This is a genomic window from Staphylococcus sp. TE8 (assembly GCF_000692055.1).
Taxonomy (GTDB): Bacteria; Bacillota; Bacilli; order Staphylococcales; family Staphylococcaceae; genus Staphylococcus; species Staphylococcus capitis.
In genome coordinates this window covers 1-23,608 of record NZ_JMGB01000003.1, presented here as the reverse complement: position 1 = coordinate 23,608, position 23,608 = coordinate 1, and the positions used below count along the sequence as shown (strand labels likewise).

General features: G+C 34.0%; 21 protein-coding genes. 11 read left to right on the top strand and 10 right to left on the bottom strand.

The window, feature by feature from the left end:
• Nucleotides 1–115 precede the first annotated feature (115 nt).
• The 6 genes from CM54_RS10535 to CM54_RS10510 form a co-directional block, all read right to left on the bottom strand.
• Nucleotides 116–1,066 carry a LacI family DNA-binding transcriptional regulator gene (locus tag CM54_RS10535; RefSeq protein ID WP_037551080.1) on the bottom strand — a complete coding sequence of 317 codons (951 nt, stop codon included), beginning with the start codon at nt 1,064–1,066 and terminating at the stop codon, nt 116–118.
• Between the two features lie 143 nt (nt 1,067–1,209).
• Nucleotides 1,210–2,460, bottom strand: a complete 1,251-nt coding sequence (locus tag CM54_RS10530; protein ID WP_037551078.1) for an ammonium transporter — start codon at nt 2,458–2,460, stop codon at nt 1,210–1,212.
• A gap of 177 nt (nt 2,461–2,637) precedes the next feature.
• Nucleotides 2,638–2,862, bottom strand: a complete 225-nt coding sequence (locus tag CM54_RS10525) for a sulfurtransferase TusA family protein (RefSeq protein ID WP_037551076.1) — start codon at nt 2,860–2,862, stop codon at nt 2,638–2,640.
• Between the two features lie 18 nt (nt 2,863–2,880).
• A complete protein-coding gene (locus CM54_RS10520) occupies nt 2,881–3,975 on the bottom strand; it encodes a YeeE/YedE family protein (RefSeq protein ID WP_037551074.1) in 1,095 nt (364 codons plus the stop codon).
• Nucleotides 3,976–4,056: 81 nt separating this feature from the next.
• Nucleotides 4,057–4,344, bottom strand: coding sequence for a hypothetical protein (locus CM54_RS10515; protein ID WP_037551072.1), 288 nt, complete (start codon nt 4,342–4,344; stop codon nt 4,057–4,059).
• A gap of 88 nt (nt 4,345–4,432) precedes the next feature.
• The gene (locus tag CM54_RS10510) at nt 4,433–5,074 is read right to left on the bottom strand and encodes a redox-sensing transcriptional repressor Rex (RefSeq protein WP_002436898.1); all 642 of its coding nucleotides are present in this window, start codon (nt 5,072–5,074) and stop codon (nt 4,433–4,435) included.
• A 356-nt stretch (nt 5,075–5,430) separates the two neighbouring features.
• On the opposite strand from CM54_RS10510, the gene abc-f reads away from it, so the two are divergent.
• Both abc-f and CM54_RS10500 read left to right on the top strand, forming a co-directional pair.
• On the top strand, nt 5,431–7,368 hold the full coding sequence (gene abc-f / locus CM54_RS10505) for a ribosomal protection-like ABC-F family protein (protein WP_037551070.1): 1,938 nt from the start codon (nt 5,431–5,433) through the stop codon (nt 7,366–7,368).
• Nucleotides 7,369–7,709: 341 nt separating this feature from the next.
• Complete coding sequence (locus tag CM54_RS10500; RefSeq protein WP_037551068.1) at nt 7,710–9,326, top strand: MutS-related protein; 1,617 nt, start codon at nt 7,710–7,712, stop codon at nt 9,324–9,326.
• A 105-nt stretch (nt 9,327–9,431) separates the two neighbouring features.
• Here the strand turns inward: CM54_RS10500 and tsaD are convergent, their stop codons facing one another.
• The 4 genes from tsaD to tsaE are packed head-to-tail and all read right to left on the bottom strand — an operon-like array spanning nt 9,432 to nt 11,995.
• Nucleotides 9,432–10,460 (bottom strand): tRNA (adenosine(37)-N6)-threonylcarbamoyltransferase complex transferase subunit TsaD, encoded by a 1,029-nt coding sequence (gene tsaD, locus CM54_RS10495; protein WP_037551214.1) that lies wholly within the window; start codon nt 10,458–10,460, stop codon nt 9,432–9,434.
• Complete coding sequence (gene rimI / locus CM54_RS10490) at nt 10,457–10,918, bottom strand: ribosomal protein S18-alanine N-acetyltransferase (RefSeq protein ID WP_002436921.1); 462 nt, start codon at nt 10,916–10,918, stop codon at nt 10,457–10,459. The genes tsaD and rimI overlap by 4 nt, the downstream gene beginning before the upstream one ends.
• Nucleotides 10,891–11,553, bottom strand: a complete 663-nt coding sequence (gene tsaB, locus CM54_RS10485) for a tRNA (adenosine(37)-N6)-threonylcarbamoyltransferase complex dimerization subunit type 1 TsaB (protein ID WP_002436924.1) — start codon at nt 11,551–11,553, stop codon at nt 10,891–10,893. Before tsaB ends, rimI begins: the two co-directional genes overlap by 28 nt.
• A complete protein-coding gene (tsaE, locus tag CM54_RS10480) occupies nt 11,534–11,995 on the bottom strand; it encodes a tRNA (adenosine(37)-N6)-threonylcarbamoyltransferase complex ATPase subunit type 1 TsaE (RefSeq protein ID WP_168992761.1) in 462 nt (153 codons plus the stop codon). Before tsaE ends, tsaB begins: the two co-directional genes overlap by 20 nt.
• A 443-nt stretch (nt 11,996–12,438) precedes the next feature.
• Between tsaE and ilvD the strand changes: the two genes are divergently transcribed.
• From ilvD to ilvA, 9 genes are all read left to right on the top strand, one after another.
• On the top strand, nt 12,439–14,127 hold the full coding sequence (gene ilvD / locus CM54_RS10475; RefSeq protein WP_016898677.1) for a dihydroxy-acid dehydratase: 1,689 nt from the start codon (nt 12,439–12,441) through the stop codon (nt 14,125–14,127).
• A 16-nt stretch (nt 14,128–14,143) separates the two neighbouring features.
• The gene (gene ilvB / locus CM54_RS10470; protein WP_037551065.1) at nt 14,144–15,943 is read left to right on the top strand and encodes a biosynthetic-type acetolactate synthase large subunit; all 1,800 of its coding nucleotides are present in this window, start codon (nt 14,144–14,146) and stop codon (nt 15,941–15,943) included.
• Nucleotides 15,943–16,176, top strand: coding sequence for an ACT domain-containing protein (locus tag CM54_RS10465; RefSeq protein WP_002436904.1), 234 nt, complete (start codon nt 15,943–15,945; stop codon nt 16,174–16,176). The genes ilvB and CM54_RS10465 overlap by 1 nt, the downstream gene beginning before the upstream one ends.
• 128 nt (nt 16,177–16,304) lie before the next feature.
• A complete protein-coding gene (gene ilvC / locus CM54_RS10460) occupies nt 16,305–17,309 on the top strand; it encodes a ketol-acid reductoisomerase (RefSeq protein ID WP_037551063.1) in 1,005 nt (334 codons plus the stop codon).
• Nucleotides 17,310–17,325: 16 nt separating this feature from the next.
• On the top strand, nt 17,326–18,861 hold the full coding sequence (locus tag CM54_RS10455; RefSeq protein ID WP_037551061.1) for a 2-isopropylmalate synthase: 1,536 nt from the start codon (nt 17,326–17,328) through the stop codon (nt 18,859–18,861).
• On the top strand, nt 18,858–19,901 hold the full coding sequence (leuB, locus tag CM54_RS10450; protein ID WP_037551059.1) for a 3-isopropylmalate dehydrogenase: 1,044 nt from the start codon (nt 18,858–18,860) through the stop codon (nt 19,899–19,901). Before CM54_RS10455 ends, leuB begins: the two co-directional genes overlap by 4 nt.
• 17 nt (nt 19,902–19,918) lie before the next feature.
• Nucleotides 19,919–21,289: a 3-isopropylmalate dehydratase large subunit gene (leuC, locus tag CM54_RS10445; protein WP_002436896.1), complete on the top strand. Its 1,371-nt coding sequence runs from the start codon at nt 19,919–19,921 to the stop codon at nt 21,287–21,289.
• Entirely contained in the window at nt 21,290–21,859 is a 570-nt protein-coding gene (gene leuD / locus CM54_RS10440) for a 3-isopropylmalate dehydratase small subunit (protein ID WP_002436916.1), read from the top strand.
• A gap of 14 nt (nt 21,860–21,873) precedes the next feature.
• Complete coding sequence (gene ilvA / locus CM54_RS10435; RefSeq protein WP_023349990.1) at nt 21,874–23,142, top strand: threonine ammonia-lyase IlvA; 1,269 nt, start codon at nt 21,874–21,876, stop codon at nt 23,140–23,142.
• Nucleotides 23,143–23,608 lie beyond the last annotated feature (466 nt).

Genomic DNA, 23,608 nt, shown 5'->3' with positions numbered 1-23,608 from the left:
TGAAAACCACAATACTTTTATGATAAATAAATTTTCTTAAGTATATATCTTAACAAATTTAATCATCGTAGTGGTATCGGTTCCAAATTATTATAAAATAAAAATCCCTCACCTTTTACTTAATGACAGGAATTTTTATTTTAAGTTCTGTAGTTTGATGATTTAATAATTGATTAATTTCTTTAAGTGCTTGCTCTCCTGCTTCTTTATAATTTAAGTGAATTGTTTCAATTATCGGAGACACTACTTGTGTCATTGGATCACCACCAAATCCAAAAATTGCATGAGGAGATAGATCTTTCTTATGATCCGCACAAAATTTGTGAATTGCTAAGGCAATTGAATCCGTTGCACCGACAATTGCATCAACTTCCGTTATATTGGATAAATATCTCTCAACATCTACCAGAGCTTCTTCATATTTAAATGTAGTTTCATAAATCTTAGGTTCAATATTATATTGTTTTAGAGCATCTATTAGTCCCTTTTTACGTTTAATACCAACAGCAACATCACGTTCACTAACGCTAAATAAAGTGACTTCGTGTAGTCCTTTTTGACCTATTCTCATACCTATTTCAAATCCAGCTTGGTAATCATCATGATATATACTATGCAATTGTGCATGTTCTTGCCCTACAATAATAACCGGTACGTTAATCTTTTCTATAATTTGGATATGTTGTTCAGTAATGTTTGTAGCCATTAAAACAATACCATCTACTTTACTTCTTGATAATGTTTCTAATGCTGCAAGTTCTGCTTCTAGTTCAAGTCCAGTATAATTTAATAAGAGTTGATAGTTATGTAAATGACATTGGTTGATGACACCTTTAATAGTTTCATCAACTGCGAATGAATTCATACGTGGAATAATTGCTCCTATAAGATTGGTACGTCTTGCTCTTAAACTTTGAGCAAATTGATTAGGTTGATAATCATACTCTTTAATAATTTTTGTCAGCTTTTCTTTTGTTTTATTACTAACGGATCCATTGTTTAAAAACCTTGAAACAGTACTTTTTGATACACCCGCTAGCTTGGCGATATCAGAAATATTTTTCATAAGAAAACTCACCTATCATATATTCAATAACTTAAACTTATTCTATCACATATGTAATCGCTTTAAATACTTAAATCAATTCCATTTTAAATACTAAAGTTTAATTGATATGAAGGTGAGTGTATTTTTTTTGAAAATAATTTTTAAAATTTCATTCGGCGATTGAATTTGTTCAATTCGCCATAGAAGTAGGCCTTTTCTCCATGAACGATTGCATCAAGACCTGTTTTATCCTCCTCTTCAGTAGTTGCTAAAGGAGTGAATGATTTAATTACTCTAGCTATCATGTATGTAACTATTGCACTAAATACGACAGTTGCTATTGCTGCTGCTAATTGAATGCAAATGACTTTAAAGTTACCTGTATATATGAGTCCATTTTCAATAGCATCATTTACTTTATGAGACTGGAACACACCTGTTAAAACTGCGCCTAATACTCCCCCTACACCATGAATACCAAATGCATCTAGAGCATCATTATACTGTAACTTCACTTTAATTAAATTAATAACGACATAACAACCGATACCACCAATTATAGCTATGATCATGGCACTTAAATAGTTAACATAACCTGCTGCTGGAGTAATAGCAACGAGACCTGATAAAGCGCCTGATAATAATCCTAAAAGACTTGTCGTTTTTTTCAAAGCATACTCTAAAATTAACCATCCTAGCGCACCTGCACTTGCAGCGATGACTGTGTTAACAAATGAAATCATTGCGATTTGGTCGAAAGTAAATGCACTACCTACATTAAAGCCATACCACCCCAACCATACTAAAATACCTCCGATGAGAGTTATTAGTAAGTTATGTGGGGTATGTTTCTCTTGCTTTTTACCTACACCAATCATTATCCCTAATATAAGACCAGACACCCCTGAGGTAATATGTACAACTGTACCCCCGGCATAATCAATAGCACCGAGTTTACTAATCCATCCGCCGCCCCACACCCAGTGAGCTACTGGACTATAGATAAACACAACCCATAAACCGACAAAAATAAGATAAGGGATGAATCTCATTTTTTCAGCAATTGAACCTGATAAAATAGAAACTGCTATAGTACAGAACATCATTTGGAATAACATGAAGAGTGCGAGAGGGACATGAGGGCTAATAGTTTTAGAAATAGCAAAGCCTACATGGTTTAGACCTAGAAATTTTAAGCCACCTAACCAATCATTACCTTGATCAAAACTAATAGAAAAACCAATAATCATCCACGCAAAGGTAACGATAACTATTGCAGCCATACTTTGCATTACTGTATTTAATGCATTCTTAGATTGGACTAGACCTCCATAAAATAAACTTAATCCTGGAGTCATTAACCAAACTAATAATGTACATAGAAATAAGAAAATTGTATCATCCATATTCATTCTTACCACTTCCTTTAGCAACATCATAAAGAGTGTTTAGTAGAAGTGCAAAAATCGGTAAGATAAAATTACACTAAGTGTAAGATTAAGTGACATCATAACTTGAGTATTTGAATATATTAAAATAAAAAAGCCAGTGACATCGTATGATATCACTAGCTTGCGTCTAAAGTAAATTTAAGATTTTTGAATAGTTATCGTCCAAGAAGCATCATCTAATTGTTCATAATTAGTGACTGGATATCCACTTTCAGCTGCCCAGTTTGGTAAGGCTTCTGTTGCCTGCGTACAATCAAAGTCTATTTTTAATTCATCGCCTTGCTCTAACTCTTCCATTTTCTTTTGCGCTTCAATAAGTGGAAATGGACACACCATTCCTACAGTACCTAATTCATGTACCAATTTCTTATCCTCCTTACCTTATGTTGTCTGAGTTTGTTGACTCACTTGTTTACGTTTAGATTTTTCATTAGATGATTGTTGAAACTTTTTCATTGGTTTAATAAAAATAAAATAACTCATGAACCATACACCAACTATCATTGATGCTAAACCTAACCATCCTTGCCAGCTCATTGTTGCGGTTTCTACTAACCCATTACCAATTGAACATCCACCAGCTACTGAAGCACCAAATCCCATCAATATGCCACCAATAGCACTGTTACGAATCGTCTTCTTATCTGGAAGTCTCCATTTAAATTCTTTAGACCCTCTAGCAGCAATATATGAACCAATAAAGATACCGAGCACTAATAAAACGCCCCAATCGATGAACTTAGTGTCACCGGATATTAGAAAGTTAATCAAATTAGCAGATGGAGTCGTAATCCCAAGTCCATAAGGTCGACCAGTTGATTCACTCATGGGCCATGCTAGTAAAGCAATAAGTCCTACGGCAATACCAGCTATAAATGGATGGTATTTTCTTTCAAATAAATAGTGTCTAATACCTGTATATTTTTGTTTTAACTTAGGCACCATCACTTTCGGTTTACGTAAAGTTTTCACAACCATTGTAATTGTAATAATTACTAAAATTAAAACAAGTACCCAATTAGGAAGCCCTGTTGAATGACTTACACTCGCATTCACGTTCGTAGGCTTATTAATCATATTCATAACAGGAAGGAGTACTCCTGTTTTAGTAATTGCAGAAGTTATAGCATATAAAATTAATGCCACCCAACTTCCAATTAAACCTTCGCCAGCACGATACCACGTACCTGTGGCACAGCCACCAGCTAATACAATACCAACGCCAAATATAAATGATCCTATAATCGTCCCTAATACTGGAAATGTATGCGTAGGCACTTCAATAATACCTAAGCTCGTTAATATGAGTAATCCCAAACTCTGAACTGTTATAGCTACGAGCAATGCATAAAACATTTTATTACTTTTTTGGACATACATGTCTCTGAAACCGCCCGCTAGACAGAATCTTGTTCGTTGCATTACGAACCCTAATAACGCTCCGACAATAAGTCCACTAATTATCATCCATGTCATTTAATCACCTATTTCCGATATAAATACTAAGGTATTATATTAGAAAAAATGAAAAATTGCAAGTTCAATATTTTTTGAAACCTAATGTATTTTCAATTCTTTACTCAATGATTTTAAATCCTCTTTTGAAAAATGACTAAATTTATACCACTCATGATTGTTATAGTAAACAAATAATTTACTTCCCAGCAGTCCTTTCGAGCACTTATATCTCACAACTTTATTAATATCTAACTCTATATCAAATGGAGTATATTCTTTGCCATAAGCTTTGAATTGTAAAGTATTCTTATTGATTACTAATTTTCCAGGAACCCTTATCATTTGAGGGATATGTGCTTTAAATGTACAGTTTGCTTCAAATTTCATTATGGCTTGTGCCCCCTTTATTTTATTACGTATACTATATCATTTTTATATAATAAAGTAGCATCCTAAATTAGGATGCTAAAAGTTATTAATTATTATTACTATAGTTCTTCATAAAGAACAATAGTGATTGTAGTTCAATACCCAAATCAATATGGTGAACTTGTACATCTTGTGGTGTTTTAACTCTGCTTGGCGTAAAGTTAAGAATACCTTTCACACCCGCTTCAACGAGTTGATCAGCAACCTGTTGTGCTACACTTTCAGGAGTCGTTAATATCACAACGTCAATTTCTTCTGCTGCTAATGTAGATTGAATTTCATTGATATTTTTAACAACGACTTTACCGACTTTCTCTCCAATTAAATCTTCTCTAATATCGAAAGCTTCAGTAATTGTCATCTCAGCGTGTATTGAAAAATTATAAGTAAGTAACGCGCGACCTAGATTACCAACACCTACTATCGCAATTTTAATTTCATCACTTTCACTTAGTTCAGACTTGAAAAATTCAAGCATACTATCGATGTTATAACCATAGCCTTTTTTACCTAATTCACCAAAATATGAAAAATCACGACGAATCGTTGCCGAATCTATTTGTAAAGCTTCACTGATTGCTTTAGAATTCACACGGTCGATACCCTTAGATTTTAATGTACTCACAAATCTATAATATAAAGGTAAACGCTTTAATGTAGCACGAGGAATTTTAATATTTTCTGGCATCCAATATGTCCCCCTTAAAGTTTGAATGAATTATATTTATGTATTCAAACGTTTTATCGTGCAAGTTGTAAGGCGTTTAAATAAACAAATAATTGCCTTCAATGAATACTTAAATATTATACATTATTGATTTTTAAAAATAAATATCTCAGTTTCATGTAATGCGCGAATGCTGTAAAATAAAGATAATTGAGTCAATAAATAGCTTAATCGTCATACCTTATGAGGTAGATGTACCCTATTATTAAAAAATAATGCTTAACTATTTAAAATTCACATAAAATTAAAATTTTTTAAATCTTATTGATTACATATAGTTTATAACTATTTAATAGAATTAGAAAGGTGAGAATCGAATGATACTTTTACAACTTAATGACATCTCGAAATCGTTCGATGGTGAAGATATTTTTACTGATGTAGACTTTGAAGTTAAAACTGGTGAAAGAATTGGTGTCGTTGGTCGAAACGGTGCAGGTAAATCTACATTAATGAAAATCATAGCCGGCGTAGAAGGTTACGATAGTGGTCATATATCGAAAATAAAAAATTTAAAAATGGGTTACCTCACGCAACAAATGACACTTAACTCCACGGCTACTGTCTTCGAAGAGATGTCAAAACCATTTGAACATATAAAAAATATGGAAAACTTAATTAAAGAGGAAACAGATTGGTTGGCACAACATACAAATGAATATGAAACCAAAACTTATCAAGAGCATATGGAACGTTATGAATCATTAACAAACCGGTTTGAACAACTTGAAGGTTATCAGTATGAAAGTAAAATAAAAACAGTTCTTCACGGGCTTAATTTTACTGAAAGTGATTTTAATAAACCCATTAATGATTTTAGTGGTGGTCAAAAAACACGACTTTCTCTTGCTCAAATGTTATTGAATGAACCCGACTTACTATTGCTAGATGAGCCAACAAACCACTTAGATTTAGAGACTACTAAATGGTTAGAAGATTATTTAAAATATTTCAAAGGCGCCATTATCATAATTAGTCACGATAGATATTTCCTAGACAAAATAGTTACTCAAATTTATGATGTTGCCCTTGGAGACGTTAAACGTTATGTAGGTAATTATGAACAATTTATTGAGCAACGTGACCAATACTATGAAAAACGTATGCAAGAGTATGAAAAGCAACAAGAAGAAATTCAAAAATTAGAAACATTTGTTGATAAGAATATTACACGCGCTTCAACAAGTGGCATGGCTAAAAGTCGACGTAAAACGTTAGAAAAAATGGAACGTATAGATAAGCCTATGATTGACGCTAGAAGCGCAAATATTCAATTTGGCTTTGAAAGAAATACAGGTAATGATGTCATGCATATTCGTGACCTAAAAATTGGTTATGATTCACCTATCACTCAACCTATTAATATCGAAGTATTCAAGGGGGATCATATCGCAGTGATAGGACCAAACGGCGTAGGAAAAACGACACTTATCAAAACAATTGCCGATAAGCAAAACAAACTTGGTGGAGAAATTACTTTTGGAGCAAATCTTCAAATAGGCTACTATGACCAAAAACAAGCTGAATTTAAATCAAATAAAACAATTTTAGATTACGTTTGGGACCAGTACCCTACTATGAATGAGAAAGATGTACGTGCTGTACTAGGTCGTTTCTTATTTGTACAAGAAGATGTTAAAAAAATAATTAATGACCTATCTGGTGGTGAAAAAGCTCGTTTGCAATTAGCTTTATTAATGTTGCAAAAAGACAATGTGCTGATTTTAGACGAACCTACCAACCACTTAGATATCGATTCAAAAGAAATGTTAGAACAAGCGTTAAAACATTTTGAAGGTACAATAATATTTGTTTCTCATGATAGATATTTTATTAATCAGCTTGCAAATAAAGTATTTGATTTGAATCATGAAGGTGGACAGATATATCTCGGGGACTATCAATACTATATTGAGAAAACTGAAGAAGCTGCTGCACTAAAAGCTCAAGAAGAATTGAATAATTCTTCTTCAAAAACCAATAACAATAATGACACTTCTATTTCTTCTTCAGCATATTCAAGTCAAAAACAACAGAAAAGTCATCAACGTAAAATCGAACGTCAGATTGAACAATGTGAAACTAAGATTGAAGAATTTGAAACTCATATTTCTTATATTGAAACACAATTAACTCAGCCAGAAGTATTTAATGATCCAATGAAAGCTGCAGAATTAGCTGAGGAAAAAAATAATACCGAACAAAAATTAGAACAAGTAATGTTAGAATGGGAAGAATTACAAGAAAAATTATAAATATCCATTTATTATTGAGACACTTAAAGGTAGAATTTCTTACTTTTTAGTGTCTTTTAGTATGTTATTACACAAATTTTATTCACACGCTATATTGTTAATTTGATAGCTATCCACACACTTATCCTAGTTATCCACAAGTAAATTAACACTTTCGCTAAAAATTATTCGAGTTATACACGGTAATATCCACACTTTTCAACAGTGTTTATCCACAGTTTACACACATTTTGTTGATAAGTACGCACGTTCCCTATTGACATCTTATATTTAGTATGAACATTTGAGTCTAAAATTTATTTATGAAATAATTTAATTATAACTATATTGAGGAGACATTTATGACTAATAATCAGACGTTTGGACTCATCGTTCTTATCTTTATTATTTTAATAGCGATTGTAAATATCACCGTTTCATTTATCGAAAGGAGAAAAACAATCGCTAAAATTAATACGCTTTGGGATAGGAAAGCTAAATTAGAGACATTTATAAGGCCTAATTCTAGGTTTGATGCTCAATACCAAGAGTATAAAGATAATTACACTGATCAACATCCTCTTATAGATGATAAAACTTGGTCAGATTTAAATATTGAAGCTCTATTTCATAAAATAAACTTTAATTTTACCGCTATTGGAGAAATGAAATTATATGCTACATTAAGAGGAATGTTCTCGATTGAAAATCAATCACTCATCAAGCGTTATAGCGAGGATAAATCTTTTCGTTTAAATGTATCTTACATACTTTCTAAAATAGGCAAAACTGTATACCCATTATTCCCAGATCAATTAACACCAATTCCTAAGAACAATCTCTTAATGTTTAGTCCTTTATTACCTTTAATTGCATTTTTATCTATATTTATTTCACCAGAAATAGGAGTCTTTTTATTTATTGGAAGCTTCTTCTTAAATATTGTGCTTTCTTTGAATTTAAAGAAAACTTATGAACAGGATTTAAAATCAATCTTTTATACTGCTAATGTGATTAAACAATGCAAGGCTTTATCTAAAATAGAAGGAACACCTGATATAAGAATTAATTTCAATCACTTTAAGAGTTCTCGACGTTTTAGTGGATTGCTAGCTCAATTAGAATCCAATGATGTTGTAGGCAGTACGATTATGCTTGTGAAATTAATGTTTATGGTTGATTATGTTTTATTTCATCTAATACAACATAGTTATTTTAAATATCAAAATGAAGTCGAAGAATGTTACGACTATATTAGTACACTAGATAATCACTACTCTTTAGCTATGTATAGACGTACGTTAACTGATAATTGTATACCTCATGCTGATCAATACATGGAGGGTGTGCATTTTGAAAGTTTAATTCATCCATTAATAGATGAAGAAGTGGCCGTTCCTAATGATTTAAACTTGGATACCAACCTTCTACTTACAGGTTCGAACGCTTCTGGTAAATCGACTTTCATGAAGGCTGTAGCACTGAATGTTATTATGGCTCAATCCCTTAATATTGCTACTGCTGAATCATTTAACTACCAACCAGGTTACGTTTTTACTTCAATGGCTAACGCAGATGATGTACTCTCAGGGGACAGCTATTTTATGGCTGAATTAAAGTCAATTAGACGACTTTTTAATATTGATACACAAGCTAACATTTACTGTTTCATAGATGAGATTTTTAAAGGAACTAATACAACTGAACGTATTGCTGCTTCTGAATCAGTACTCAGCTATTTAAATGAACTGCCAAATTATCAAGTTGTTGCAGCTACGCATGATATTGAATTGTCCACCCTATTAGAAAAGGATTACCATAATTATCACTTTAATGAGTCTATTCAAAACAATGAAATTTATTTTGACTATAAAATCAAACCTGGCAAAGCAAATACGCGCAATGCAATTGAATTGCTTAGAATTACTCATTTTCCAGATGATATTTATCACCGCGCTAAAACACAAGTAGATGAATAAGTTGACTTTTACAGTAATAACTATTGAAATATTTATACAATAATAAAAGCACTATATAACGAAATATTAACAGTTAAGTTCATACGTTATATAGTGCTCTTTTATTTATTTACACATCGTAAAATCTTCTATGTCTATATTATTTTCACCGTTTAAAGCTAAATCACCTCGTAATCCAGCCTGATAAAGATAATGACCCGCAGCTCCAATCATTGCAGCATTATCTGTACATAAGGATGGACTTGGTATCGTTAAAGTAATGCCTTCATTATCACAAGCTTCTTTGAGTGATGTTCTTAATCCTTTATTGCTTGCTACACCACCTGCCACAATAAGTCGTTTAACGTCATAAGATTTACAAGCATGAATAGCTTTATAAGATAATACTTCAACAACGCTGTTTTGAAAACTTGTAGCAACATTTTCTTCTACAATTTCTTCATTTTTTTGTCTTAGATTATGCAATTTATTAATGACTGCACTTTTTAATCCACTGAAGCTAAAATCGTAGCTATCCTTTTCTAGCCAAACCCTTGGGAAATCATATACATCTTGACCTTGAGTAGCTAGCTGATCGATTTGTGGTCCTCCAGGATAAGGTAAGTTAATCGTACGAGCCACTTTATCATAAGCTTCTCCAACAGCATCATCTCTCGTCTCACCAATAACTTCAAAATTCAGGTGATCTTTCATATAGACTAACTCTGTATGACCACCGGAAACGATTAAAGCCATTAATGGAAATGTAAGTGGTTGCTCTAAATGATTTGCATAAATATGGCCAGCAATATGGTGAACAGGAATAATAGGTTTATCATAAGCGAAAGCGAGCGCCTTTGCAGCATTTATTCCTATTAGTAATGCACCTATTAATCCTGGACCTTGCGTCACTGCTATAGCATCAATCTCGTGCATAGTGACGTTTGCTGAGTCAAGTGCCTCTTCAATCGTAGCTGTTACACCTTCAACATGATGTCTACTTGCGACTTCAGGAACAACTCCACCAAATCGTTTATGACTATCAATTTGACTTAATACTGTATTAGAAAGTATTTCTTGACCATTTCTAATCACACTTACACTTGTTTCATCACAACTGGTTTCCATCCCTAGAATTAAAGTTTGTTGTGTCATTTTAAATTCACCCACATCACTAGTGCATCCTCACCTTCACCATAATAATTTTTTCTTTTTCCACCATATTCAAATCCTAAATTCTGATATACATGTTGCGCCACTACATTATCTAAACGAACTTCTAAACTCATTACTTCACAGGTATGACTTGCGTAATTTTTAACATATTTAAGTAATAATTGACCTAGTCCGTACCCTCTATACTGTTTTTTAATGGCGACTGTTGTAATTTGAGCTTGATCTATAACAATCCACATACCTAAATATCCAATAATTTTATCATCATATTCAATTACAAAATATGTTGCAAATTGATTCTGTTCTATTTCATGATAAAAGGCATCAATCGTCCATGAACTATCATTGAAGCTTTCGCGCTCTATATCAAAGACTTGAGGAACATCTTCAACACTCATTTTCCTAATATTTAATTGTTCTTCTGTTGGTCTAACCAATTTCTTTCCGCCTCTGATAATTTATGATACTTCGGTGTAAATGAATGGATATTTTCAGGTTGTTGAATTAAGGATTTCATAACTGAAGCTTTAGGTAAACTTTCAATCACTTCGCTATCTAATAAATGCTTTATATTTTCTAAATTAAACCCAATAAAAACATATTCTTGATTTAGCGCATGAAGTTTATCTTTTAAATCATTAATTGATAAATATCCATCCTCAATGATTGTAGTTAATTCACCATTAACGTATTGATAAACACCTGTATAAACCGCTTCTCTTCTTGCGTCAAAGATAGGTACTAATAATCTATGCTCATCTTTAATAGTTGCAGCAAGAGCTTTAAGTGATGACACACCATATAATCGAGTTTGTAAAGCGTAAGCTAACGTTTTAGCCACAGTCACACCGATTCTTAAACCTGTGTATGAACCCGGTCCTTCTGCAACAACTATGTCTGTGATTTCTTGTTTATCAACTTGAGACTGTTCAAATAACTTTTGAATCTCAGGCATCAATTGAACTGAATGATTTTGTTTAATATTTGTAGTTTGTTCAATTAACACTTTTTCATCCTGCATGAGTGCAACTGATAACGGCTGATTAGATGTATCAATGAGCAGATAATTCATTGATAACAACCTCCCTTAACATTTCATAATGTGCACCTTGTGCTTCAATCATTATTGTACGTTCATTTTCATTTATAACATTAATGTTGATTGTCAAATGTTGATAAGGTAATAAATCAGAAATAAACTGACTCCATTCAATGACTGTAACAGCATGGTCTTCGAAATATTCCTCAAATCCTAAATCTTCTTCATGGTCTTCCAAACGATAGCAATCCATATGATGAAGTTTGAGTTCATTCCCTTTATAAGATTTAATAATATTAAATGTTGGTGAATTAATAGTTCGTTTCACACCTAAAGCTTTTCCTATAAACTGTGTTAAAGTCGTTTTACCAGCACCTAAATCGCCGTTCAATAAAATTAAATCTCCTGACTTTAAATTTTTCACTAAAACATCAGCAAATTCTTTCATCTCATCTAAATTGTGTATAGTAATCAACATTCATTCTCCTATTTACGAAGATACATTATTATTTCGTCCTTTATTAACTCATTCATTGTAACAAATTTTATTATAAATTTCTTTGTGAAAATTCTAGAAACATACTTAAAAATAATTGTTAGAAAATTCTATATTTTTATTGACACGCTATTTCACATGTAGTAAATTAAGTTTATCAAATTTTAAGACAATTCAAATTATTAAGAATACTTATCCATTCACCGAAAGGAGTATAATAAAATGACTTATAATACATCACATTATCTACCGACAACTCAAAACATTATTATCATTTTATTATACTCGTAAGGACTCGAACTTTAGTTAGTTGATCTACTAAATGTTTAAGTCCTATTTCTAGTTGAATGGGACTTTCAAACGTCCCAATTATTATTGGGACGTTTTTTATTGTTCTTAATACTCATACGGGGGAATCAAATATGCGAAGCGACATGATTAAAAAAGGAGATCAACAGGCTCCAGCAAGAAGTCTTTTACATGCGACGGGCGCTCTTCAAAAACCTACAGATATGAATAAGCCTTTTGTGGCAATTTGTAATTCTTATATCGATATCGTACCAGGACATGTTCACTTAAGAGAACTTGCTGATATCGCGAAAGAAGCTATTCGTGAAGCGGGTGCAATCCCTTTCGAATTTAATACGATTGGTGTAGATGATGGCATCGCAATGGGACACATTGGAATGAGATATTCATTACCTTCGAGAGAAATTATTGCAGATGCAGCTGAAACAGTAATTAATGCACATTGGTTCGATGGTGTGTTTTATATTCCTAACTGCGATAAAATCACTCCGGGCATGATACTCGCTGCGGTACGTACAAATGTCCCTGCAATTTTTTGTTCAGGTGGCCCAATGAAAGCTGGTCTATCTGCTCACGGTAAAGCACTTACTTTATCTTCAATGTTTGAAGCAGTCGGCGCTTTTAAAGAGGGGTCTATTTCTAAAGAAGAATTTTTAGATATGGAGCAAAATGCCTGCCCTACTTGTGGTTCATGTGCTGGTATGTTCACAGCAAATTCTATGAACTGTTTGATGGAGGTTTTAGGACTCGCCTTACCTTACAATGGAACAGCTTTAGCAGTTAGTGACCAACGTCGTGAAATGATTCGTCAAGCTGCTTTTCGATTAGTAGATAATATTAAAAATGATATAAAACCAAGAGACATCGTTACACGAGAGGCAATTGATGATGCTTTTGCATTAGACATGGCAATGGGCGGCTCAACTAATACTGTGTTGCATACATTAGCAATCGCAAATGAAGCAGGCATTGATTATGACTTAGAACGTATTAATGAAATTGCGAAAAGAACACCCTACCTTTCAAAAATCGCCCCTAGCTCTTCTTACTCTATGCACGATGTACATGAAGCTGGTGGTGTTCCAGCTATTATCAATGAGTTAATGAAAAAAGATGGTACGTTACACCCAGAAAGAATTACAGTCACTGGTAAAACATTAAAAGAAAATAATAAAGGAAAGGAAATTTCAAACTTCGATGTTATACATCCTCTCGATAGTCCCTATGATCACGAAGGTGGACTTTCAGTACTTTTCGGTAATATAGCTCCCAAAGGTGCAGTGATTAAAGTAGGTGGTGTAGATCCCTCTATTAAAGTCTTTAAAGGGAAAGCTATTTGTTTTAACTCTCATGATGAAGCTGTTGAAGCAATTGACAATCATACTGTACGTGAAGGTCATGTTGTAGTTATTCGCTATGAAGGTCCTAAAGGCGGTCCGGGAATGCCTGAAATGTTAGCTCCTACTTCCTCTATTGTTGGTCGAGGATTAGGAAAAGATGTGGCTTTAATTACTGACGGAAGATTTTCAGGTGCTACAAGAGGTATTGCTGTGGGACACATTTCCCCAGAAGCAGCATCTGGTGGCCCTATCGGATTAATTAGAGATGGAGATGAAATTACAATTGATTTAACAAATAGAAAGTTAGATGTTGACCAGCCACAAGAAGAACTTTATCGCAGACGTGAAGAGCTACAACCATTTAAAGCAAAAGTAAAAACGGGATATCTGGCTAGATACACCTCTTTAGTCACAAGTGCTAATACAGGTGGTATTATGCAAGTTCCAGAAAACCTTATTTAATTAGGAGATGATTACGATGTCTAATCAAAAAGAAAGCCCCTCTTTTACAACGGTAACCGCGATTAGTAAAGAAAATATTGATACATTAAATGTTTCTGAATCACAAGAACCAGAATATCTTCAACAACAGACTGTTAATCAAATGCGTAGTGGTTCTCAACTTTTAGTTGAAGCTTTACAACATGAGGACGTTGATTTTATTTTTGGTTACCCAGGCGGTGCTGTATTGCCACTTTATGACACATTTTATGATGGACAAATCAAGCATATCTTAGCAAGACATGAACAAGGTGCAACCCATGCCGCAGAAGGATATGCACGTGTCTCAGGTAAAACTGGTGTAGTTGTTGTCACTAGTGGCCCAGGAGCTACAAATGCAATTACTGGTATCACAGATGCTCATAGTGATTCATTACCCTTAGTCGTTTTTACAGGTCAAGTAGCAACACCAGGAATTGGAAAAGATGCCTTCCAAGAAGCAGATTTACTCTCTATGACAACACCAATTACTAAACAAAATTATCAAATTAAAAATGTTGAAGATATTCCTAAAATAGTTCATGAAGCATTTCATGTAGCTAATTCAGGAAGAAAAGGTCCTGTCGTCATTGATTTCCCGAAAGACATGGGAATTTTATCAACAAACGTTGGTTTATCAAATGAAATCAATTTGCCTCATTATCAAGTTAAAAGTGAACCAGAAGATATAGACATTAAGACATTAGTTTCATATATTAGTAAATCTAAAAAGCCTATTATTCTCGCAGGTTCAGGTATCAATCATTCTAAATCAAATCAATTATTAACAGAATTTGTCACTAAACATCAAATCCCTACCGTAACCACACTATTAGGTCTTGGTGCAATACCTTACGAACATCCCCTGTTCTTAGGAATGGGAGGCATGCATGGTTCATATGCAAGTAATATGGCACTCACTGAATGTGATTTACTCATTAATTTAGGTAGTCGTTTTGATGACCGACTAGCTAGCAAACCTGATGCATTTGCACCAAACGCTAAGATAGTTCACGTAGACATTGATCCTTCAGAAATCAATAAAGTCATTCAAACAGATTTAGGTATTGTTGCCGATTGTAAACTCGTTTTAGAAGCTTTATCTTCTGAAAATGTCACAACAGCTCATCATGAAGAATGGATTCATTATTGTAAACAGAATAAGCAAAAACATCCATTCAAATACGATAAAAATGAAGATGATACATTTAGTAAACCTCAAAAGGCAATTGAATACATCGGTAAAATTACAAATGGCGATGCAATCGTCACTACTGATGTAGGTCAACATCAAATGTGGGCTGCTCAGTTCTATCCTTTCAAAGACCATGGTCAATGGGTAACTAGTGGCGGATTAGGTACGATGGGATTTGGTATTCCTTCTGCGATTGGTGCACAACTCGCTTCCCCTGATAAAACTGTCGTATGCTTCGTCGGAGATGGTGGTTTCCAAATGACTAATCAAGAAATGGCGCTATTGCCTGAATACAACCTGAACGTGAAAATAGTGTTAATTAATAATGGTACGTTAGGTATGGTTAAACAATGGCAAGACAAATTCTTTAACCAGCGCTTCTCTCATTCAGTATTTAATGATCAACCTGATTTTATTAAAATGGCTGAAGCATATGGTATCAATGGATATCTAATTGATTCACCGGACAAACTTGAATCACAAATCGATGCAGCTTTCAATCATAATGGTCCTGCATTAATTGAAGTTCGCATCTCTCCTGTAGAACCTGTCAATCCTATGGTACCTAGTGGTAAATCTAATCACGAGATGGAGGGATTATAATGAAACGTACAATTCAATTTGTGGTCGCCGACCAAGTGAGTACATTACATCGTATTACAAGTGCATTTGTTCGATTACAATGTAACATTGATGAGCTGCATGTTAAGAGGTCAGATAATGAAGGTATTTCTAATCTAGAACTGAAAGTACATATTGAAGACGAAGCTGCTTTCAATATTGTATTAAAAAAGTTAGAACAACAAATCAATGTATTAAGTGTTACGAGTGTTTAAAAAATTGTTTGATGCGCTAGCGATGTAAAAAAATTGATGATTGAGACATAACTATCATCTTACATATTTTTATAACATAAATATTTTGAAAATTAAGAATTTTTAGGAAGTAATTGGAGGAATTCACTATGACAAAAGTTTATTATGATCAATCAGTTGAAAAAGATGCTTTACAAGGTAAAAAAATTGCAGTAATTGGTTACGGTTCACAAGGACATGCACACGCTCAAAATTTAAAAGACAATGGTTATGATGTAGTCGTTGGTATTCGACCTGGTCATTCTTTCGATAGAGCTAAAGAAGATGGATTTGATGTTTATCCAGTGAATGAGGCTACTAAACAAGCAGATGTAGTAATGATTTTATTACCTGATGAAATCCAAGGTAATGTATATAAAAATGAAATTGAACCTAACTTAGAAGCAGGCAATGCATTAGCTTTTGCGCACGGATTTAACATTCACTTTGGAGTTATTCAACCCCCTGCTGATGTAGATGTATTCTTAGTAGCACCTAAAGGTCCTGGTCATTTAGTAAGACGTACCTTTGTAGAAGGTACTGCTGTACCAGCATTATTCGGTGTACAACAAGATGATTCAGGTCATGCACGTGATATCGCACTAAGCTATGCCAAAGGTATTGGTGCAACACGTGCTGGTGTTATTGAAACTACATTCAAAGAAGAAACTGAAACTGATTTATTCGGTGAACAAGCTGTACTTTGCGGGGGTATCCATAAATTAATTCAAAGTGGTTTTGAAACTTTAGTAGAAGCTGGGTATCAAAAAGAGTTAGCATACTTCGAAGTATTACATGAAATGAAATTAATCGTTGATTTAATGTACGAAGGCGGTATGGAAAACGTTCGCTACTCTATTTCAAATACAGCTGAATTTGGTGATTATGTATCTGGACCACGTGTTATCACTCCAGAAGTTAAAAACAACATGAAAACTGTATTAGAAGATATTCAAAACGGTAACTTTGCTAATCGTTTTGTTAAAGATAATGAAAATGGCTTTAAAGAATTTTACCAATTACGTGAACAACAACATGGTCATGAAATCGAAGCGGTTGGTCGTGAATTAAGAAAAATGATGCCATTTATTAAAGCTAAAAGTATTCAAAAATAATAAGGAGATGTTAAAAATGGAAAGCCATATTCAAATTTTTGATACAACACTAAGGGACGGAGAACTAACACCGGGAGTCAACTTTACCTTTGACGAAAGATTGAAAATTGCTAAGCAATTAGAAAAATGGGGAGTCGATGTCATAGAAGCTGGTTTCCCCGCTTCAAGCTCTGGAAGTTTTAAATCAGTTGAATCAATTGCAAAGGCATTAACTACTACAGCAGTTTGTGGCTTAGCTAGATGTAAAAAGTCAGATATAGACGCTGTATATGAAGCAACAAAGTTAGCTGCTAAACCGCAAGTACATGTGTTTATTGCAACATCCCCTATTCATTTAGAGCATAAATTAAAAATGTCTCAAGAGGAAGTATTAGCATCTATCAAAGAACATGTATCATACGCTAAACAATTCTTTGAAGTAGTACAATTTTCCCCTGAAGATGCGACTAGAACCGAAATTCCGTTCTTAATTGATTGTGTGCAAACTGCTATTGATGCTGGCGCTACCATTATTAACATCCCAGATACTGTAGGATTCAGTTATCCTACAGAATATGAACAAATTTTCAAAACATTAACCAAATCCATCCATTCTGAACAACCAATCGTTTTCAGTGCCCATTGTCATGATGACCTGGGTATGGCTGTATCTAATAGTCTGGCAGCCATTGAAGGTGGTGCACGACGCATCGAAGGTACTGTGAATGGAATTGGTGAACGTGCGGGTAATGCTGCGCTTGAAGAAGTTGCATTAGCACTTTATGTTCGACGTGATCATTATGGTATTGAATCCCAAATTAAACTTGATGAAACTAAGAAAACATCAGACCTCATATCACGATACGCAGGAATTCGAGTTCCAAAAAACAAAGCAATCGTCGGTCAAAATGCGTTTAGTCATGAATCGGGGATACATCAAGATGGTGTACTCAAACATCGTGAAACATATGAAATTATGACGCCTCAATTAGTCGGAGTAAGTACAACTGAATTACCTCTTGGTAAATTGTCTGGAAAGCATGCTTTTGCTGAGAAACTAAAATCATTAGGCTATGACATTAGCCCTGAGGATCAAATCAACTTATTTAAACAATTTAAAGAAGTTGCTGATAAGAAAAAATCAGTTTCTGATCGCGACATCCATGCAATCATTCAAGGATCTGAGCATGAGCAACGAGCGATTTATCAATTAGAAAATTTACAACTGCAATATGTATCTAAAGGGCTACAAAGTGCTGTGGTCGTGATTAAAGATAAAAATGGAAAAACTTATCAAGATTCAAGTATTGGAACAGGTTCAATCGTATCTATATATAATGCTGTTGATCGTATTTTCCAAAGAAAGACAGAACTTATCGATTATAGGATTGACTCAATCACTGAAGGTGCAGATGCGCAAGCAGAAGTTCACGTTAGTTTAAACATCGAAGGTACACCAGTCAACGGTATAGGAATTGATCATGATATTTTACAGGCTTCTTGTAAAGCCTATATAGAAGCTCATGCGAAATATATTTCTGAAACACAAAAGAAAAAAGGTATTCATTCATGAGTTACAAAATCGTAGCTTTACCTGGCGATGGTATAGGACCAGAAATTATAAATGGTACATTAGAGCTTCTCGAACTAATCAGTCATAAATATGACTTCCAGTATCAAATAGAACATCATCATTTTGGAGGTGCGGCAATCGATAACTATGGTACACCTCTTACTGATGAAACATTAGAAGCATGTAAATCTTCAGATGCCATTTTACTTGGTGCAATTGGTGGTCCCAAATGGTCAAATCCTAAAAATCGTCCAGAGCATGGGCTATTAAAACTTAGAAAGGCTTTAAATTTATATGCAAATATACGTCCTACCATTGTAAGTGAGGGTACCAGTCATTTATCACCATTAAGACAAGAGCGAGTTGAAGGTACTGATTTAGTGATTGTCAGAGAACTAACTAGCGGTATTTATTTTGGTGAACCAAGTCACTATGATAATCATTCAGCTCTAGATTCACTTACTTATACTCGTAAAGAAATAGAGAGAATCGTTAGAGTTGCATTTAATTTAGCTCAAAATAGAAGAAAAAAACTAACATCCGTTGATAAAGAAAATGTATTATCTTCAAGTAAACTTTGGCGTCAAGTGGTGAATGAAGTTAAAGCGGATTATCCAGATGTTGAAGTCAACCACTTGTTAGTAGATGCCTGTAGCATGCATTTAATCACACACCCTACTCAATTTGATGTTATTGTTACCGAAAATTTATTTGGAGACATTTTGAGTGATGAAGCATCAGTAATACCAGGCTCACTTGGTTTATCCCCTTCCGCAAGTTTTGGGGAACAAGGGACACGATTATATGAGCCTATTCATGGCTCGGCACCTGATATCGCTAACCAAGATAAAGCTAATCCATTTGGTATGGTGTTATCTTTGGCACTTTGTTTAAAAGAAAGTCTAAATCAAGAACAAGCCGCAATAGAACTTGAAAAACATGTATTTAAACTCATTAAGTCTGGCCATACTACAGCAGATTTAGGTGGAAGTCACAAAACTTCTGAAATATTTAAACTACTAAAGAATAATTATTTATAAAAGGGAGGAGAAGTATTATGGGACGAACACTATTCGATAAAGTATGGAATAAACATGTTCTACATGGGAATGAAGGTGAACCACAATTATTATATATAGACCTACATCTCATACATGAAGTTACTTCTCCTCAAGCTTTTGAGGGACTCAGAATTCAGAATCGATCATTAAGAAGACCTGATCTCACGTTTGCTACTTTAGACCATAATGTACCGACTATCGACATTTTTAACATAAAAGATGAAATAGCAAATAAACAGATTACTACCCTACAAAAGAATGCCAAAGACTTTGGCGTCCATATCTTTGATATGGGATCTGATGAACAAGGTATCGTTCATATGGTAGGACCTGAAACAGGTTTAACTCAACCAGGAAAGACAATTGTTTGTGGCGATTCTCACACCGCGACACATGGTGCTTTTGGTGCAATCGCATTTGGAATTGGTACAAGTGAAGTTGAACATGTCTTTGCTACTCAAACACTTTGGCAAACTAAACCTAAGAATTTAAAAATTGATATAAATGGTAAATTACCTACCGGCGTTTATGCCAAGGATATAATACTCTATTTAATTAACCAATATGGCGTTGATTTTGGTACAGGATATGCCCTTGAATTTACAGGAGAAACGATTAAGAGTTTGTCTATGGAAGCTCGAATGACAATTTGTAATATGGCAATTGAAGCAGGCGCAAAATACGGTATGATGCAACCTGATAAGACGACTTTTGAATATGTTAAAGGTCGTCCTTACGCTACTAATTTTGATCAATCTATTGATTGGTGGCAAACTTTATATTCCGATGAGGATGCGTACTTCGATAAAGTTATTGAATTAGATGTTTCAAACTTAGAACCTCAGGTGACATGGGGAACAAATCCAGAAATGGGAGTTAATTTTAGCTCTCCTTTCCCAGAAATTAAAGATTCTAATGATGAACGTGCCTATAACTACATGGGACTCAAACCAGGTCAAAAAGCCGAAGATATTGAATTAGGCTATGTATTCTTAGGTTCATGTACGAATGCAAGACTCTCTGATTTAGTAGAAGCAAGTCATATTGTTAAAGGTAATAAAGTTCATCCTAATATCACAGCTATTGTAGTGCCTGGCTCCAGAACAGTTAAGAAGGAAGCTGAAGCACTAGGTCTAGATGTCATTTTTAAAGAAGCTGGTTTTGAATGGAGAGAACCAGGTTGTTCAATGTGTTTAGGTATGAATCCCGATCAAGTTCCTGAAGGTGTGCACTGTGCTTCCACAAGTAATCGTAATTTCGAAGGACGTCAAGGTAAAGGTGCACGAACCCATCTTGTATCTCCTGCTATGGCAGCAGCTGCTGCTATTAACGGTAAATTTGTAGACGTAAGAAAGGTGGTCGTATAGATGGAAATTCAACCTATTACAACATACACAGGTAAAGTTGTTCCCCTTTTCTACGACAATATAGATACAGATCAAATTATACCCAAAGTTCATCTCAAACGTATTTCAAAAACCGGCTTTGGTCCCTTCGCCTTTGATGAATGGCGTTATTTACCTGATGGTTCTGATAATCCAGAATTTAACCCTAATAAGCCAGAATATAAAGATGCTTCTATTTTAATAACGGGAGACAACTTTGGGTGTGGTTCAAGTCGTGAACATGCCGCTTGGGCTTTAAAAGACTATGGTTTTAATATTATTATCGCAGGTAGTTTTAGTGATATCTTCTATATGAATTGTACGAAGAATGCAATGCTCCCTATTACACTTGATAAGGAAGCACGAGAACATCTGGCTCAATTTGAAGAAATTACGGTAGATCTACCTTCGCAAACCGTATCATCTTCAGAACAAACTTTTGAATTTAAAATAGATGAAACATGGAAGAATAAATTAGTAAATGGACTTGATGATATTGCCATTACTTTACAATATGAAGATCTAATAGAAAAATATGAAAAAACATTTTAAGGGTGTGGAATATTATGACAGTTAAAACAACCGTTTCGACACAAGATATAGATGAAGCTTTTTTACGCCTCAAAGATATCGTGAAAGAAACGCCATTACAGCTTGACCACTATCTTTCTCAAAAATATGATTGTAAAGTATATTTAAAAAGAGAAGACTTACAGTGGGTTCGTTCTTTCAAATTAAGAGGCGCATATAATGCTATTTCAGTATTATCTGAAGAAGCTAAAAATCGAGGTATCACTTGTGCTAGTGCTGGTAACCATGCTCAAGGCGTGGCATACACTGCTAAGAAATTAAATCTTAGAGCTGTAATTTTTATGCCAGTTACTACACCTCTTCAGAAAATAAACCAAGTTCAATTTTTTGGTAGCGATAATGTTGAAGTCGTGCTAACTGGTGATACATTTGATCATTGCTTAGAAGAAGCTTTAGCTTATACTAAAGAAAATGAAATGAATTTTATTGATCCATTTAATAATGTATTTACAATTTCAGGCCAAGGAACACTTGCCAAAGAAATTATTGAACAATCCGAAGCAGATGGAGTAAAATTTGATTATTTATTTTCTGCTATAGGCGGAGGAGGTTTAATATCTGGTATTAGCACATATTTCAAGGCTTATTCCCCAAACACACAAATTATTGGTGTTGAACCTGCAGGCGCCTGCAGTATGTATGAATCTGTAGTCGTAAACAAACGGGTCATCACTTTAGATCACATTGATAAATTTGTTGATGGTGCTTCAGTAGCCAGAGTTGGAGATATTACATTTGATATAGCTAAGCATAATGTAGATGATTATGTACAAGTAGATGAAGGAGCAGTATGTTCTACTATACTAGATATGTACTCTAAACAAGCTATAGTAGCTGAACCCGCAGGCGCTTTAAGTGTAGCTGCTCTTGAAAACTATAGAGCAAAAATTAAAGGTAAAACTGTTGTATGTGTTGTAAGCGGTGGTAATAATGATATTAATAGAATGAAAGAAATTGAAGAGCGTTCATTATTATTTGAAGAGATGAAACATTACTTCATCCTTAATTTTCCTCAAAGACCAGGGGCTTTAAGAGAGTTTGTTAATGATGTACTAGGTCCTCAAGATGATATTACTAAATTCGAATATCTTAAAAAGTCCTCTCAAACAACAGGTACTGTTATCATTGGTATTCAACTTAAACATCACAATGATCTCATTCAATTAAAAGAACGTGTAAATCAATTTGATCCATCAAATATCTATATTAATGAAAATAAAATGTTATATTCTTTATTAATTTAAAAGGTACAAGGAAAGCTTGAAAATAATCTTACTATTGTAAGTATTATTTTCAAGCTTTTTCGTATGACCCAATTTCATCTGTTTTCTATTAGTTCTTAAATAAAAAAAGCTTGCGGTATATTACTATCTGGCAATTGGTTCTTTGGTTCTTAATGGCTTTGGCCATTAAGTAAGTAAAATTAAGTATTAAAAATACTTATTTTACTTTAGAACGTAAGTCGGCTACCTTCGGCGCTAAGGTCCTTCCTCTGCTTCGAGACAAGCGCTCGCATCTTTCTTCATTTTCGTCTCTCTCTGACTCGTTTAGCTCGACTAAACTCGTGGCGTTCTTTCCTTAATTCATCAGCTTCAAACGCTTTCTCTTCGCAGAGAATAGTTCTTCTCTATAGCTATGGCTCTTGGTAATTTCTCATCTTTATTTTTCGCATAAAAAAAGAGACCTTACGGTCTCGATTCGGCTCATCGC